We start from the raw sequence: 15,150 nt of genomic DNA, 5'->3' as shown, positions 1-15,150 counted from the left end.
GCCATGCGCTCTCTCTTTGCCCTGACACTGCTGTTGCTGACCGGAATTGCCGACGCGGCCTATCTGCCGTTCGCCGCGCTGCCCGGCGGCAACCTTGCGTACAAGGAAGTCCAGAGCATCCGTGAGCGCCGCTTCGCCGACCTGGTGGAACAGAAAACCGACTTCAGTTGCGGCGCCGCCGCCCTGGCTACCATCCTCGAGAAGGCCTACAACGCCCCGCTGGATGAGCAGACAGTGATCCAGGGCATGCTGACCTACGCCGACGCCGAGCAGGTGCGCAAACAGGGCTTCTCGATGCTGGACATGAAGCGCTACGTCGAGAGCATGGGTATGCGCGCCCGCGGTTATCGCATCCAGGCCGACCAGCTCGAACAACTGAAGATTCCGGTGATCGTCCTGATGGAAATCCGTGGCTACAAGCACTTCGTGGTGCTGCAGCGCACGCAGGGCAACTGGGTCTACATCGGCGACCCCGCATTGGGCCACAAAAGGTACACCCGCGACGACTTCAACAAAGGCTGGAACGGCATCGTGTTCGCGGTCATCGGTCATGGCTATGACCGCGACAATCCGTTGCTGACCCCGCCGGAACCCCTGACCGCACGAGACAGGCTGGACCGTTTCCGCCCCGTCAGGGATGCCGATCTGATGGACTTTGGCTTCATTCACAGCGACTTCTTCTGAGAATGAGCGGAGCAGGAAAGCTCCTGGAGAGTGCCATGAAACGACAACTCCTGCTTGCCGTGAGCTGTCTCGCCGCAAGTTTCCAGTTACCCGCGGCCACCCTGCTGCAGCCGACGGAACTGAGCGATCTCGAACTGTCCCAACTGCGCGGGCGTTTCGTCCTTCCCGACCGCATCATCAGCTTCGGGGTGACCATGTCCAGCATCTGGCAGAACGCCAACGGACAGACTCTCGGGGCACAGGTCAACATGCAGGTGCAGAACACTATGGACCTGCAGAAGAAAATGCCGGTGGCGACGCCGGTGTTCAACGTCACCATGCTCAACGGTCCGCAGAACAACCAGATACCGACGCCCAACGCCGGCACCGGGCAGGTCAACGGCGGCGCCGGCCTCGGCCAGGTCCAGGGCATTTCCCAGAGCGTGCGCACCGCCGGCGACTACAACCAGGCCGGCAACAACATGACCATCGACGTCAAGCAGGGCAACTCCGCCTCGCCCCTGCCCAGCGGCACCAGCAACCTGAACCAGAGCCTCACCACCGACGCCGGTACCGTCGCGGTGGCCGCCGCCAACAACGGCCTGCAACTGTCGGTTCAGGCCAACGGCCAGGGCACCGCCCTGCAGACCATCGGCGCCAACGGCGTAGCCCAGGCGATCGCGTTGAGCGGCAATACCAACCTGGTGCAGAACCTGGCCAACCTGAACGTGGTGATGAGGAACAATCCCACCGCGATGAACAACATCAACTGTGCCCTCGACCAGCTACGCGCCATACGCCCTACAGGTTATTGAAAGTTGAACTAGGCTGAGACCACACGCGTATTTCTCAACCAAGACCAACCACTAATAGGGACGCCGGAAATGCGTAAGACCACCTGTTTGCAGGCAGTCGTGTGTGCAACATCCGTTGTGGCTTCGCTGGGCGCCCAGGCGGCCAGCGAAGCCGAAGTAGAAGCACTGAAGAAGGAGCTTCAGGAGCTGCGTCAACGCTATGTGGAACAACAGAACGCGCTGTCGGTACTCGAACAGCGCGTGCGCCAGGTGGAAAGCCAGCCCGCCCAGGCACAGCAGGGAATCATCAAACCTATCCAGGCACCCTACCAGGCCAAGGCCGCTGCACAGCAACAGCAGCAGATGGCAGCCGCCCAGGGCACCTCGCGCAACAGCTCGGGCAGCACCTACGGCGAATCGCTCAAGGAAAACTCGCAGCCGGCGCAGAGCGTGGAGAACATCTACCAGGACGCCAGCGGTTTCTTCGGTGCCGGCACCTTCAGCGTCGAAACCGGCCTCACCTACAGCCGCTACGACACCCGACAGTTGTTCCTCAACGGCTTCCTGGCCCTGGATTCGATCTTCCTCGGCAATATCGGCGTGGACGAAATCGAGGCAGATATCTGGACGCTGGATCTCACCGCCCGCTACAACTGGAAAAACCGCTGGCAGTTCGACGTCAACGTGCCGGTGCTCTATCGCGAATCCACCTACGACTCGGCGGGGGCTGGCGGCAGCACCAACCAGATCTCCTCGGAAACGGTCACTGGCGACCCGCGCATCGGCGACGTCAACGTTGGCGTCTCCTACAAATTCATGGATGAAAGCGATACTCGCCCGGACATGGTCGCCAGCCTGCGGGTCAAGGCACCCACCGGCAAGGACCCGTATGGCATCAAGATCCACCAGGTGCCGGGCAACAACAATCTCAACGTCCCCGACGACCTGCCCACCGGCAACGGTGTCTGGTCGGTCACCCCGGGCATCTCCATCGTCAAGACAGTCGACCCCGCCGTACTGTTCGGCAGCCTGTCCTATACCTACAACTTCGAAGAGTCGTTCGACGACATCGACCCCTCCGAAGGCGTGAAGACCGGCGGCAAGGTCGACCTCGGCAACTGGTTCCAGATCGGCGCAGGCGTGGCCTTCGCGCTCAACGAGAAGATGAGTATGTCGTTCTCCTTCTCCGACCTGGTCAGCCAGAAGAGCAAAATCAAGCCCGACGGCGACAGTTGGCAGACCATCCAGGGCAGTGACGCCAACGCCGCCTACTTCAACTGGGGCCTGACCTACGCCGTGAGTCCGAAGCTGACCATCGTGCCGAACCTCTCCATCGGCATCTCCCCCGACGCTCCCGACTACACCTTCAGCGTGAAATTCCCCTACTACTTCTGATCTCGCCACAAACGAAAAGGCCCCGCGAGGGGCCTTTTCGTCGTTCCCGGAGCCAGGCTCAACGCAACTGGTGCTTGTGCAGCAAACGGTAGAAGGTCGGGCGGGAAATCCCCAGCATGCGTGCCGCCACACTGAGGTTATCGCCATGCCGCGCCAGCGCATCGCACATCGCCTGGCGCTCGGCGCCGAGCTTGTACTCCTCCAGCGTCACCAGCGGCAGGTGCGGATGCCTGCCCTTCTCCCGCTCCAGCCCCAGGTCCCGTGCCTCGATCTGCCGCCCCTCCGCCAGCACCAGGCCGCGACGCACCCGGTTGGCCAGCTCGCGCACGTTGCCCGGCCAGGAATGCTCTGCCATCGCTGCCAGCGCATCGTCACTGAAGCGCCTCGGCCGGCGTCCGGTCTCGACGCTGTAGAGGTGGGAAAAATGATTGGCCAGCAATGCCAGGTCTCCGTTGCGCTCACGCAGCGGTGAAGTGGAGACCTGCAGGACATTGAGCCGATAGTAGAGATCCTCGCGGAAGGTACCCGCGCGAATCGCCGCCTCCAGGTCTACATGCGTCGCTGCCAGCACTCGCACGTCCACATCGATCGGCTGGCTGCCACCGACCCGCTCGATCTGTTTCTCCTGCAACACGCGCAGCAGGTTGGCCTGCAGCTCCAGAGGCAGATCGCCGACCTCGTCGAGGAACAGCGTGCCGCCGTTGGCCTGCTCGAATCGGCCGATCTTGCGCTGGTGCGCGCCGGTGAATGCGCCCTTCTCGTGGCCGAACAGCTCCGACTGGATCAGGTTTTCCGGGATCGCCCCGCAGTTGATCGCCACGAACGGCCGCACCGCTCGCCGCGACTGGCGATGCAGCGTGCGCGCCACCAGCTCCTTGCCGGTACCGCTCTCGCCGCGGATCAGCACAGGCGACTCGGTCGGCGCGAACTTCGCCAGCAACTTGCGCAGCTCGCGGACGTCACGGCTCTCGCCGAGCAGCTCGTGCTGCCGCTCCTCGCTGTGCGTGCTGCCGCGTCCGCGCAGGCGCGCCATGCCGAAGGCGCGGCCGAGGGTGACCTGCACCCGCGCCACGTCGAACGGCAAGGTATGAAAGTCAAAGAACCATTCGCTGACGAAATCACCCACCTCATGGATGGGCAACACCTCAGGGCTGAGCACCGCTATCCACTCGGTGCCGCTGCGGCTGATGAGTTCCTTGACCGATTCCGGCCGATCCAGATGCTCGGGTTGCAGGCGCAATAAACCGACGTCACAGCTGCGCTCGCCGGCAAGATCCAGCTCGCAACTGTCTACCTCCCACCCTGCTGCCCGGAGTCCGGGTAATAACCGCCGGCAGTCATCACATGGATCCACCACCAGCAAGCGACGAAGATTCGAGGCTGCCTCGAGCATGCTCCCTTCCTTGGCGCCATTATTTTGAAAAACGTTAAAAAACAGTTGTTTGGCGCTCCAGTTTGTAAAGCTAGCAATATCTTGACACACCCCATTGACCGTTTTTCTATAGCATCAATGCCGAAAAAATCTCACCAGCCACGGCCCCGCCGCTTGACTTCCAGGCGCCTCACGAATTCTTCGAGCACCAGCTTGTAGAGGTCGTCGCCGAGGTACACATCCTCCACTCCACAGTCGATGTTCGGGTTGTCGTTCACCTCGATCACCACGACACGGTCGCCAGACTGCTTCAGGTCCACGCCATACAGTCCGTCGCCGATCAGATTGGCGGTCTTCACCGCCAGCTCCACGACCTTGCGCGGCGCCTCGTGGACCGCCAGGGTACGGAAATCGCCGCTCAGCTCCGCGGCGTCCGGGCTATGGTCGTAGATCTGCCAGTGCCCCTTGGACATGAAGTACTGGCAGGCGAAGATCGGCTTCTGGTTGAGCACGCCGATCCGCCAGTCATACTCGGTGTAGAAGAACTCCTGGGCCAGCAACAGCACCGAGCGCTCGAACAGCTCGGCGCTGGCCTTGAGCAGCTCAGCCTGGTCGGACACCTTGATCACCCCGCGGGAGAAGCTGCCGTCGGGAATCTTCAACACCAGCGGAAAGCCCAACCGCTCGCCGACTCTCTCCAGCTCCTGCGGATTGTCCTTGTACAGAATCTCGGTGGCCGGCATGCCCAGCTTGTGGCTGCGCAACAGGTCCGCCAGATAGACCTTGTTGGTGCAACGCAGGATCGACACCGGGTCGTCCATCACCACCAGCCCTTCGCTCTCGGCCTTCTTGGCAAAGCGATAGGTATGGTCGCTGACACTGGTGGTCTCGCGGATCAGCAGCGCGTCGTACTCGGCCAGCCGCGAGTAGTCCTTCTTCTCGATCAGCTCGACGTCGATGCCTAGGCTGCGGCCGACACGGATGAAATTCTTCAGCGCCTTGCGGTCCGATGGCGGGAAGGCTTCCGCCGGATCGTGCAGGATCGCCAGGTCATAGCGGTACTGGCGGCGCGAACGCGGCTTGCGCCAGATCTGCCGGCTGAAGCTGTCCAGCGCGCTGGCGAACAGATCTTCCTGGTCTTCGCGCAGCTTGTGGATGTTGCCCGGCTTCACCCCTTCGATATGCCAGCCGCGCGCACGGCGAAACTCCACCAGCAGCATCGGGCAGGGAAACGCCTCGAACAACTGGCGCGCCAGGTCCTGCAGCGGCTCGATCTCGGTGCGTCCGAAATACAGCGTCAGCGTGAAGCCGTCGGTACTGCCGTAGGGGTGGTCGGCAAGCGCCTTGTCGAGGGTCTTCTCCAGGTCTTCCAGCGCCAGGCTATAGAGTGACTTCTTCGCCAGCTCGCTGATGCTGCGCACCGATGGAATGACCTTGTGCCCGCGCGCCTCGGCCAGCAGCGAACAGTAGTAGCCGTGGCCCAGATAGCGGTAGTTGCGGCACAGGTTGATGACCTGCACGCGCTTGCCGTTGTCGTCGTCAATGGGCATTTCCAGGTACTCCTGGGCGGTGACCACATCGTCGCTGGGGTAGTAAGAGGCCCAGTCTTCCTTGCGTTCCACGATGATGAACAGCTTGCTCACGACACCTCCAAAGGCCCGCGACCACGTGCTTGCCGCGCCTGCCGCCAGGGACAATACTCGGATGACTGCTCCTTCGACCGCGAGCCCGGGCACCCGTTCGCGGCCCGCATGGAATCAACCTGCGCCATCCAGATTAAAGAAACCTTACCGGTATGAACCTTCGATTCCGCGCCGCCTCCGCCGACGATCTCAACGCCCTGGTCGAACTGGAAAAGCGCTGTTTCGAGCATGATCGCCTGTCGCGGCGCAACTTCCAGTGGATGATCAGCCGCGCCCACGCCTCGCTGCTCGTCGCCGAAGCCGACGGTAACCTGCTGGGCTACGCCCTCGTGCTGTTCCACCAGGGCACCTCGCTGGCCCGCCTGTACTCCATCGCCGTGGAAGAACGCGCCCGCGGCATCGGCCTCGGACAGAAGCTTCTCGACCAGGCCGAAGCGCAAGCCATCGACAACGAGTGCGCCTACATGCGTCTGGAAGTGCGGCCGGACAATCGTGGCGCCATCGCCCTCTACCAGCGCAACGGCTATCGCCCCTTCGCCACGGTACGCGACTACTACGAGGACCACAGCGAGGCGTTGCGCCTGCAAAAGCGGATCCGCCAGATCAGCGACCGCGCTCCCCGGCACGTCCCCTACTACCGCCAGACCACCGAGTTCACCTGCGGTCCGTCCTGCCTGCTGATGGCGATGGGCGCACTGGAGCCTGAGCGCATACTGGAGCGCCGCGAAGAACTACGCCTTTGGCGCGAGGCCACCACCATCTACATGACTGCCGGACACGGCGGATGCAGCCCCCAGGGCCTGGCGCTTGCAGCCTGGCGGCGTGGCTTTCGCGTGCAACTGCAACTGTCGGAGGATGGCCCGCTGTTCCTGGACGGCGTGCGCAGCGACGAAAAACGCGAAGTGATGCGCCTGGTGCACGACGACTTCGCGGCCGAACTGGCGCAGAGCCATGTGCAGCAGTTGCTGGTCAACCAACTGGATATCGATAGCGCTCTGGAGGCCGGAGGGCAGCCGCTGGTACTCATCAGCAGCTACCGCCTGACCCGCTCCAAGGCGCCGCACTGGGTGGTAGTCACCGATTGCGACGAAGACTTCGTCTACCTCCACGACCCGGACGTCGACCACAGCCAGCACCGCGAACCGCTGGACTGCCAGCACATCCCGGTGAACCACGGCGAGTTCGAGCAGATGAGCCGCTTCGGACGAAGCAAGCTGCGCGCGGCGGTGATCCTCTACAAGCGCTGAACATGCCTCATGCGACCACACGCTCCGCCTGCAGCAAGGGCACTTCGTAGGTTGGGTGGAGCGCTGAGACACCCAACCTGGGCTGATGGGTATCGCAAGCTCCACCCATCCTACGGCTGACTTCAACTTTGGCAGACGTTGCCTTCGCAGGTGTGGATTCGATCCGCGATTGGCTCAGATGCAAAGACAGCCGCGAACAAGACCCGCTCCTGCGAGGTGACACCGGCACGCCCCCAAAGGCGCAACTCCTTGGCACTTCGTAGGATGGGTGGAGCGCAGCGATACCCATCGCGCATCACCCGCCCAGGGATGATGGGTGTCACAAACGAAAAAGGCGCCAACCGGCGCCCTCTTCAGTGCATTGCGCCGCTCAGGGCACCATCGCCATGCCCACGCCGAAACGGTTCCAGGCATTGATGGTGGCGATCGCCAGGGTCAGGTTGACGATCTCCGCCTCGCTGAACTGCTCGCGCAGCGCTTCGAACTGATCGTGCGGCGCGTGCTTCTCGGCCAGCAGCGTAAGACTTTCCACCCAGGCCAGCGCGGCGCGCTCGCGTTCGGTGAAGAAACGGGTCTCGCGCCAGACGCTCAGGGTCTGCAAGCGCGCCTCGGTTTCGCCAGCCTTACGGGCATCATTGGCGTGCATGTTCACGCAATAGGCGCAGCCATTGATCTGCGAAGCGCGCAGGCGTACCAGTTCCAGCAGCGAGTGTTCCAGGCCGGACTTTTCCAGCGCCTGCTCCAGGCCGAGCATAGCCTTGTAGGCATCGGGGGAGGCCTTGGGCCATTCGATACGTGCACTCATGTTCATCTCCAGTGGGCCCGCCGTACTTGCGGGAATGGCGATACGTTAGCGTCGCCGCCCGGAGGTTCGAATAGCCAATTGCGGACAATATCGACAGACCAATGGAGCCGAATCAACCATGCTCCCAACAGGCCCGACAGCGCTCGTCAGCGATCGATTCGCGTCGACAGGATGATCGAGGACATGGTCCGTTCCACACCATCCAGCGCGCCGATGCGATCCAGCACCGCGTCCAGGTCGCGGATCGACAGCGCCTCGACGATCACGATCATGTCGAAGTTGCCGCTCACCGAATGCAACGTCTTCACCTCGGCGATCTTCTCCAGCGCCTGCACCACCTGGTGCGACAGCTTGGGCAGCGCCGTCACCAGCACGTGGGCGCGCACCAGCGACTGCGCGTAGCTGTCCGACACCTTGACCGAATAACCGCTGATGACGCCCTGCTGCTCCAGCCGCTCGATGCGGCTCTGCACCGTGGAGCGCGATACGCCGAGCTTGCGCGCCAGCTCGGAGATCGACTCGCGGGCGTTGGCGCGCAGCAGGTTCAACAGCGCCGCGTCGGCGTTTTTCGTCATATTGCTCATCGTATTGGTCAATCTGCCTGAAAGCTCTCGCCAATCTTGCAGATTGCAGGATTCATTTCAACGACAGCCTTTGCAATAGTGAACGCCACGGCGAGCCCTCACAGCTCGCCATTTCTTTGCCTGCGCGCCACCCATCGACTGGCCGCTGCAGGCCGCGAAAGCCTTGCCAAGCTGGTGATACAAGCCGGCATTCCGAACAAGAAGGACGCCTCCGATGCACAAGAACCGCCACCCCCATACCCCCGGCAAGAAACCGGTCACCATCTTCGGCCCGGATTTCCCCTTCGCCTTCGACGACTGGATCGAGCACCCCGCCGGCCTGGGCAGCATTCCTGCCGAGCAGCACGGCCAGGAAGTGGCCATCGTCGGCGCCGGCATCTCCGGCCTGGTGGCGGCCTACGAGCTGATGAAGCTGGGTTTGAAGCCCGTGGTCTACGAGGCGTCGAAGATGGGCGGCCGCCTGCGCTCGGAGACCTTCGAAGGCGCCGACGGGATCATCGCCGAGCTGGGCGGCATGCGCTTTCCGGTGTCCAGCACCGCCTTCTACCACTACGTCGACAAGCTCGGCCTGCAGACCAAGCCCTTCCCCAACCCGCTGACCCCGGCCTCGGGCAGCACCGTGGTCGACCTGGAAGGCACCAGCCACTACGCCGAGAAGATCGACGACCTGCCGGAAATCTTCCGCGAAGTCGCCCAGGCCTGGGCCGACGCCCTGGAAGACGGAGCGCGTTTCTCGGAGATCCAGGACGCCATCCGCGAGCGCGACACGGCCAGGCTCAAGGCCCTGTGGGACGAACTCGTGCCGAAGTGGGACGACCGCACGTTCTACGACTTCGTCGCCAGCTCCAAAGCCTTCTCGCGCCTGTCCTACCGCCACCGCGAAATCTTCGGCCAGGTCGGCTTCGGCACCGGCGGCTGGGACTCGGACTTCCCCAACTCCATGCTGGAAATCTTCCGCGTGGTGATGACCAACTGCGACGACCACCAGCACCTGGTCGTGGGCGGCGTCGAGCAGGTGCCGCGCGGCATCTGGAGCCACGTGCCGGAGAAGTGCGCGCACTGGCCAGCCGGCACTTCGTTGGCCTCGCTGCACAACGGCGCGCCGCGCCCGGGCGTGAAGAAGATCGCCCGCGCCGCCGACGGCAGCTTCGCCGTCACCGACTACTGGGGCGATACCCGCCACTACGCCGCCGTCCTGGCGACCTGCCAGACCTGGCTGCTGACCACGCAGATCGAGTGCGAGGAAGCGCTGTTCTCGCAGAAGATGTGGATGGCTCTGGACCGCACCCGCTACATGCAGTCCTCGAAGACCTTCGTGATGGTCGACCGGCCGTTCTGGAAGGACAAGGACCCGCAGACCGGCCGCGACGTGATGAGCATGACCCTCACCGACCGCCTGACCCGCGGCACCTACCTGTTCGACAACGGCGACGACAAGCCGGGGGTGATCTGCCTGTCCTACTCCTGGATGAGCGACGCCATGAAGATGCTCCCGCACCCGGTGGAAAAGCGCGTGCAGCTTGCGCTGGATGCGTTGAAGAAGGTCTACCCGAATGTGGACATCGCCAGCCACATCATCGGCAACCCGATCACCGTGTCCTGGGAAGCCGACCCGCACTTCCTCGGCGCCTTCAAGGGCGCGCTGCCGGGCCACTACCGCTACAACCAGCGCATGTACGCGCACTTCATGCAGGACGACATGCCCGCCGAGCAGCGCGGCATCTTCATCGCCGGCGACGATGTGTCCTGGACCCCGGCCTGGGTAGAGGGCGCGGTGCAGACCTCGCTCAACGCCGTGTGGGGCATCATGAAGCACTTCGGCGGCGCCACCCATCCGGAGAACCCCGGCCCCGGCGACCGCTTCGCCGAGCTGGGCCCGATGGTGCTGCCGGACTGATCCGCGCCATTGCCCGACATATGACTTGACAGCGGCTCGCGCAGGGCCGGGATCGGGTGCACACTGCCTGATCCCGGCCTTGCGCGTTTCGAAGGAGAATCCCATGTACCTCGCCCTCTACCAGTGCCCACCCGGCCCCGACGACGTCGCCGGCAACCTGCGCCGCCTGGAACAGGCCGCACAGCAGGCGGTGCGGAACGGCGCGGACCTGCTGGTCCTGCCTGAAATGTACCTCTCCGGCTACAACATCGGCGCAAAGCGCGTCGCCGAACTGGCGGAAGGCTGCGACGGCCCGTCCGCACAGCGCATCGCCGAGATCGCCCGCGAGCACAAGCTCGGCATCCTCTACGGCTACCCGGAGCGTGACGGCGACGCCATCTTCAACAGCGTGCAACTGATCGACCGCCAGGGCGAACGCCGCGCCAACTACCGCAAGACCCACCTCTACGGCGACCTCGACCGCAGCCAGTTCAGCGCCTCCGACCAGCCACCGGCCATATTCGAGCTGGACGGCTGGAAGATCGGCCTGCTGATCTGCTTCGACGTGGAGTTCCCCGAGAACGTGCGCAGCCTGGCGATGGGCGGCGCCGACCTGGTGCTGGTGCCCACCGCCAACATGCGCCCCTACGAATTCGTCGCCCAGGTACTGGTGCCGACCCGTGCCTATGAGAACCAGGTGTTCCTCGCCTACGCCAACTACATCGGCAGCGAGGGGGAAATCGAGTACTGCGGCCTGAGCAGCATCGTCGCCCCGGATGGCCAGGTGCTGACCCAGGCCCGGCATGGCGAGGAACTGCTGGTGGCCGAGCTGGACCCACAGCGCATCGCCCTGGCGCGCGAGGGGTACAGCTATGTGCACCTGCGCCGGCCGGTGCTGTATCGCAGCTGAGAGAAAGGCCCGGCTTGATGCCGGGCCTTTGGGGCCTGATCCCCAGCGGGTCAACTGTGCTCCGCTCCTACGGGTTGGTGGCCCCGGTGACGCAGGAAAAAGCCCCTGTAGTTCTGCGAAGCCGTCGTGCTGCGCTTGCCACCACGTAGGGCGCATAACGCCTATGGCGTTATCCGCCATCGCGGCGCACAACCCGTTCCGGGTTATGCGCCCTACGGATGTGCCACGCAGGGTGCGCGCCGCTTAAAGGTCCAGCACCAACCGCGCCGATTTCGCGCGCGAAACGCAGGCGCAGATCTGCCTGTTGGCGGCCTTTTCCTTGTTCGACAGGCAATTGTCGCGGTGCTCCGGCTCGCCCTCGAGTACCTCGACAATGCAGGTGCCGCAGATGCCTTCGCGGCATTCGGTGTCGATGTCGCAGCCGTGGGCCTGCAGCACGTCCACCAGCGTGCTGTCCGCCGGTACATGCAGCACCACGCCGGAGCTCGCCAGCTCGACCTCGAAGGAACCGGCTGGCGCCGCGCTGGCGGCGGGGTCGGCCTGGAAGTGCTCCAGGTGAATGGCGTCCTCCGGGCGGCTGCGCGCGGCGATCTCCACCACTTTGCTCATGAACGGCGCCGGGCCGCAGGTGTAGACATGGGCCTGCCGCGGCGCACGCTCCAGGCACTCGCCCAGCACGCGTTCGAGGTCGGCCGGTTCGACACCATAATGCAGCTCCACTTTGCCGGCGAACGCCTCGCTGCCGAGCAATTGGACAAAGGCCGCGTGCCCGGCGGAACGAGCGAAATAATGCAAACGATACGGCTCGCCCCTGGCGTTCAGGCGGTAGGCCATGCTGAGCAGCGGCGTGACGCCGATGCCGGCGGCGAACATCACATGCTCGCGGGCATCCGGGGCGAGGCGGAACAGGTTGCGCGGCGCACCGATGTCCAGTTCCATGCCTTCGCGCACTTCATGCAGGGCGACGGAGCCACCGCGGGAGGCGCCTTCCTTCTTGATCGCCACCAGGTAGGCGGCGCGGTCGTCCGGCGGGCTGCACAGCGAGTACTGGCGCGTTACACCGGTCGGGCCGGTGACGTCGATATGCGCGCCCGGCTCGTAGGCGTCGAATGGCTGGCCATCACAACGTACGAGGCGCAGGGAGCGGATGTCTTGCGCTTCTTCGACGATTCTTTCGATTCTGACCTTCATCATGGCGTTACCTGCAAGGCGTTGCTGTGGGCTCTGCGGCCCCTTCCTACCGCTTCTGCGAGCGGACGGGTTCTTCGATACTCGTGCCGGAGCGAGGCCTGCCCCGCTCCGGCAATCTGTCTGCGCCAGTGCGCCTCAGCGCATGAACAATCCGCCGTTGATATCCCAGCAGGCGCCCGTCACCGACCCGCCGTTTTCCGCGCAAAGCAGCAGCACGCTGTCGGCGATGAAGGTCGGATCACCCAGGCGGCCGGCGGGGATACTCTTGAGGATCTGCTCCAGGCGCTCGGGCGCTACGCTCTCGTAGACCACCGGCAGATCCAGAGGCCCCGGCGAGATGGCGTTGACGGTCACGCCCTGCGCCGACAGCTCGCGGGCGAACACCTTGGTCAGGGTCGCCACGCCGCCCTTGGCCGCCGCGTAGTGGCCGCCGGTGGCGGTGCCGCCGTTCTGCCCGGCCAGCGAGGCGATGTTGACGATGCGGCCGAAACCGCGCGCCGCGAAGTGCGCGCCGAACACCTGGCAAGCGACGAAGGTGCCGCGCAGGTTCACCGCCATCGAGGCATCGAAGTCCTCGGGGCTGATGTCCATCAGCGCGGCCACCTTCGACATCCCGGCGTTGTTCACCAGGATGTCGGTGCCGCCCCACCGCCCGGCGAGCTGGTCGCGGGCGCGTTCGAAATCTGCCTTCTCCCGTGCGTCGAGGCGGATGCCGAGGGCCGTGCGGCCCTCGGGGTCCAGTTCGTCGGCCAGCCGCTGCACAGCTTCTTCCTGCAGATCGGCCAGCGCCACGCGCAGGCCGGCGGCATGCAGGCGGCGCGCGATGGCTTCACCCAGCCCGCGTGCGGCGCCGGTTACCAGGGCTACTCGTTGCATGGCGCGGCCCTCAGAGCAGGAAGCCGAGCGCATTGAGCGCGTCTTCGGCGTTGATCAGGCGGATCACCTTGCGCTCCAGCCGCGGCTGGCCATCGACGAAGCGGATGCGGTGGTTCAGGTCGGCAATGAACGGCGTCGCCAAGCCGCGCTTGTAGGCGTAGAGCACCTGCGCCGAGTTCACCTCGACGAGGTCGCCCGCCGCTTCCACCAGGGTGAAGCGCGATACGGTGCGCACGGTCTTCGCCGCCTCCACCGCCGACGGCGAATGGCCGCCGGTGAGGCGCTCGATGCGCAGGGCACGCATGCGCGCGTCGTCGAACACGTAGTTCAGGCGCGAGGCGAAGTCATCGTCCTCACCTTCGATCGGCACCACGTAGACGCCATCCTCGCTCCACAGCTGCGACCACTGCGCGTAGTCCTTGCGGTCCAGTAGCTCGGCTTCGCGCCAGACGAATTCGATGGCCTTGGCCAGCGGGCCGGAGAAGCCGTTCAGGGTGTCGTAGCTCATTGGCTCATCATCCTTTTCCACATCCGGTACGCCTCGCGCATGCCACCTTCGTCGGTGGCGTGGGAGACCTTGTCGCCGTTCTGCGCGACCACTTCGCGGTTCAGGCCGCGGTTGACCAGGATCGGCGCGTCGACGCCGGCGTAGGAGCCACGCTGCACGCGGTCCCAGGCCTCGGCGTCATCCGGGCTGCCGAAGCCGAACGGGCCCTGGAAGTGCTCGTGAATGCGCATGCGCTCGCGGTTGGCGATTTCCGGGCCGCCGTCCATGCCCAGCGCCACGTGGCGAATCTCGGTCTCGGTGACGGAGATCGGCCGCAGCACGCGGAAGAACGACATGGACATGGCCACGTTGGGGAACAGGTTGAGGTTGAAACCGGCGCCGTGCAGCGAACGGACGATGCGGCGCACTTGGGCAGGCTGCATGGTTTTCGACAGTTCCGCGGTGACGTGGGCGAAGCGCTCCTGGAGCTGCTCGGTGCCGTCGTCGTGGTCGAGGTCGACGTGTTCGGGAACCATCACCATCACGCTATGGCCGTTGCCCAGGGCATGGGTGACCGCCTGCTCGTCGCTCATGAACGAGAGCATTTCTTCGGTCTCTTCATCCACCGAGGACATGAACGACTTGTGCACGATGGGGAAGTGGTAGCCGTCGGTGGTGTTTTCCAACTGGATCTTCCAGTTGCCCTTGAAGGTGAATTTGTGTTCGCCCTGGGTCTTGATCGGGTAGCCGGCGCCCTGCTTCATGAACAGGTCCATCCAGTGCTTCGCCCCGCCGAGGAAGTCTTCCAGCGGTTCGATCTCGTCGTTGTAGGTGGCGAACACCATGCCGGCGTAGCTCTCGACCCGCAGGCTGGTGAGCGGCAGCTCGGACTTGTCGAGGATGTCCTCGTAGCCGTCCGGGTACGGCAGTGCGCGCAGCTTGCCGTCCAGCGCGTAGGACCAACTGTGGTACGGGCAGGTGAAACCGGTGGCGTTGCCCTTGTGCTTCTCGCACACGGTGGCGCCACGGTGGCGGCAGCGGTTTTCCAGGACGTTGATATTGCCTTTCTTGTCGCGCACCACGATAACCGGGCGGCGACCGACGCTGGTGGTCTTGAAGTCGCCGGGATTGCGCACTTCGCTTTCATGGGCGACCCACACCCAGGTGCGGTAGAAGATCTTGTCCATCTCCGCGTCGAACAGTTGCGGGTCGTTGTACAGCGAGACGTCGACGCGGTCGTCGCCGACCAGCTCCTCGACGCTGCGCGACCGGGCGATCAGCCGGTATTCGTGAGCGCTCATGCCCTT

Annotated in this window: 14 protein-coding genes; 6 read left to right on the top strand and 8 right to left on the bottom strand. The window is 64.3% G+C overall.

The features are described from left to right. The first annotated feature begins 3 nt into the window (after positions 1–3). From OU419_RS13350 to OU419_RS13340, 3 genes are all read left to right on the top strand, one after another. Positions 4–684: a C39 family peptidase gene (locus OU419_RS13350; protein WP_254474459.1), complete on the top strand. Its 681-nt coding sequence runs from the start codon at positions 4–6 to the stop codon at positions 682–684. Positions 685–719: 35 nt separating this feature from the next. Then, positions 720–1,478 (top strand): hypothetical protein, encoded by a 759-nt coding sequence (locus OU419_RS13345; RefSeq protein WP_254474461.1) that lies wholly within the window; start codon positions 720–722, stop codon positions 1,476–1,478. A gap of 69 nt (positions 1,479–1,547) precedes the next feature. After that, positions 1,548–2,852 (top strand): hypothetical protein, encoded by a 1,305-nt coding sequence (locus OU419_RS13340; protein ID WP_254474464.1) that lies wholly within the window; start codon positions 1,548–1,550, stop codon positions 2,850–2,852. 58 nt (positions 2,853–2,910) lie between these two features. On the opposite strand, the gene OU419_RS13335 is transcribed toward OU419_RS13340, so the two are convergent. Both OU419_RS13335 and OU419_RS13330 read right to left on the bottom strand, forming a co-directional pair. After that, on the bottom strand, positions 2,911–4,245 hold the full coding sequence (locus OU419_RS13335) for a sigma-54 dependent transcriptional regulator (protein ID WP_254474465.1): 1,335 nt from the start codon (positions 4,243–4,245) through the stop codon (positions 2,911–2,913). A gap of 131 nt (positions 4,246–4,376) precedes the next feature. Continuing rightward, on the bottom strand, positions 4,377–5,867 hold the full coding sequence (locus OU419_RS13330; RefSeq protein WP_254474467.1) for a RimK family protein: 1,491 nt from the start codon (positions 5,865–5,867) through the stop codon (positions 4,377–4,379). Positions 5,868–6,019: 152 nt separating this feature from the next. On the opposite strand from OU419_RS13330, the gene OU419_RS13325 reads away from it, so the two are divergent. Then, positions 6,020–7,114 (top strand): GNAT family N-acetyltransferase/peptidase C39 family protein, encoded by a 1,095-nt coding sequence (locus OU419_RS13325; RefSeq protein ID WP_254474469.1) that lies wholly within the window; start codon positions 6,020–6,022, stop codon positions 7,112–7,114. Positions 7,115–7,484: 370 nt separating this feature from the next. On the opposite strand, the gene OU419_RS13320 is transcribed toward OU419_RS13325, so the two are convergent. Together OU419_RS13320 and OU419_RS13315 are read right to left on the bottom strand one after the other, a co-directional pair. After that, positions 7,485–7,919 (bottom strand): carboxymuconolactone decarboxylase family protein, encoded by a 435-nt coding sequence (locus tag OU419_RS13320; RefSeq protein ID WP_254474472.1) that lies wholly within the window; start codon positions 7,917–7,919, stop codon positions 7,485–7,487. A 146-nt stretch (positions 7,920–8,065) separates the two neighbouring features. After that, on the bottom strand, positions 8,066–8,494 hold the full coding sequence (locus OU419_RS13315; protein WP_254474474.1) for an Lrp/AsnC family transcriptional regulator: 429 nt from the start codon (positions 8,492–8,494) through the stop codon (positions 8,066–8,068). 223 nt (positions 8,495–8,717) lie between these two features. Here OU419_RS13315 and OU419_RS13310 point away from each other — a divergent pair, with 223 nt between their 5' ends. Beyond that, positions 8,718–10,400: a flavin monoamine oxidase family protein gene (locus OU419_RS13310; protein WP_254474476.1), complete on the top strand. Its 1,683-nt coding sequence runs from the start codon at positions 8,718–8,720 to the stop codon at positions 10,398–10,400. 103 nt (positions 10,401–10,503) lie between these two features. Beyond that, entirely contained in the window at positions 10,504–11,289 is a 786-nt protein-coding gene (locus OU419_RS13305; protein ID WP_254474478.1) for a carbon-nitrogen hydrolase family protein, read from the top strand. 243 nt (positions 11,290–11,532) lie between these two features. Here OU419_RS13305 and OU419_RS13300 read toward each other — a convergent pair whose 3' ends face one another. From OU419_RS13300 to OU419_RS13285, 4 genes are all read right to left on the bottom strand, one after another. Then, entirely contained in the window at positions 11,533–12,483 is a 951-nt protein-coding gene (locus OU419_RS13300) for a PDR/VanB family oxidoreductase (protein WP_254474479.1), read from the bottom strand. Positions 12,484–12,615: 132 nt separating this feature from the next. Then, the gene (locus OU419_RS13295; RefSeq protein WP_254474480.1) at positions 12,616–13,356 is read right to left on the bottom strand and encodes an SDR family NAD(P)-dependent oxidoreductase; all 741 of its coding nucleotides are present in this window, start codon (positions 13,354–13,356) and stop codon (positions 12,616–12,618) included. A 10-nt stretch (positions 13,357–13,366) separates the two neighbouring features. Next, a complete protein-coding gene (locus OU419_RS13290; protein ID WP_254474481.1) occupies positions 13,367–13,864 on the bottom strand; it encodes an aromatic-ring-hydroxylating dioxygenase subunit beta in 498 nt (165 codons plus the stop codon). Further along, entirely contained in the window at positions 13,861–15,144 is a 1,284-nt protein-coding gene (locus OU419_RS13285) for an aromatic ring-hydroxylating oxygenase subunit alpha (protein WP_254474482.1), read from the bottom strand. The genes OU419_RS13290 and OU419_RS13285 overlap by 4 nt, the downstream gene beginning before the upstream one ends. Positions 15,145–15,150 lie beyond the last annotated feature (6 nt).

The organism is Pseudomonas triclosanedens, from assembly GCF_026686735.1.
GTDB lineage: Bacteria > Pseudomonadota > Gammaproteobacteria > Pseudomonadales > Pseudomonadaceae > Pseudomonas > Pseudomonas triclosanedens.
Note: the sequence above shows the minus strand (reverse complement) of the source record. Positions and strands in the feature narration are given on the sequence as shown.

What these genes read in the sequence shown, in the direction of transcription:
- OU419_RS13350 (WP_254474459.1), top strand. Translation starts at nt 4, where the DNA reads ATGCGCTCTCTCTTTGCCCTGACACTGCTGTTGCTGACCGGAATTGCC.
- OU419_RS13345 (WP_254474461.1), top strand. Translation starts at nt 720, where the DNA reads ATGAAACGACAACTCCTGCTTGCCGTGAGCTGTCTCGCCGCAAGTTTC.
- OU419_RS13340 (WP_254474464.1), top strand. Translation starts at nt 1,548, where the DNA reads ATGCGTAAGACCACCTGTTTGCAGGCAGTCGTGTGTGCAACATCCGTT.
- OU419_RS13335 (WP_254474465.1), bottom strand. Translation starts at nt 4,245, where the DNA reads ATGCTCGAGGCAGCCTCGAATCTTCGTCGCTTGCTGGTGGTGGATCCA.
- OU419_RS13325 (WP_254474469.1), top strand. Translation starts at nt 6,020, where the DNA reads ATGAACCTTCGATTCCGCGCCGCCTCCGCCGACGATCTCAACGCCCTG.
- OU419_RS13320 (WP_254474472.1), bottom strand. Translation starts at nt 7,919, where the DNA reads ATGAGTGCACGTATCGAATGGCCCAAGGCCTCCCCCGATGCCTACAAG.
- OU419_RS13315 (WP_254474474.1), bottom strand. Translation starts at nt 8,494, where the DNA reads ATGACGAAAAACGCCGACGCGGCGCTGTTGAACCTGCTGCGCGCCAAC.
- OU419_RS13310 (WP_254474476.1), top strand. Translation starts at nt 8,718, where the DNA reads ATGCACAAGAACCGCCACCCCCATACCCCCGGCAAGAAACCGGTCACC.
- OU419_RS13305 (WP_254474478.1), top strand. Translation starts at nt 10,504, where the DNA reads ATGTACCTCGCCCTCTACCAGTGCCCACCCGGCCCCGACGACGTCGCC.
- OU419_RS13300 (WP_254474479.1), bottom strand. Translation starts at nt 12,483, where the DNA reads ATGATGAAGGTCAGAATCGAAAGAATCGTCGAAGAAGCGCAAGACATC.
- OU419_RS13295 (WP_254474480.1), bottom strand. Translation starts at nt 13,356, where the DNA reads ATGCAACGAGTAGCCCTGGTAACCGGCGCCGCACGCGGGCTGGGTGAA.
- OU419_RS13290 (WP_254474481.1), bottom strand. Translation starts at nt 13,864, where the DNA reads ATGAGCTACGACACCCTGAACGGCTTCTCCGGCCCGCTGGCCAAGGCC.
- OU419_RS13285 (WP_254474482.1), bottom strand. Translation starts at nt 15,144, where the DNA reads ATGAGCGCTCACGAATACCGGCTGATCGCCCGGTCGCGCAGCGTCGAG.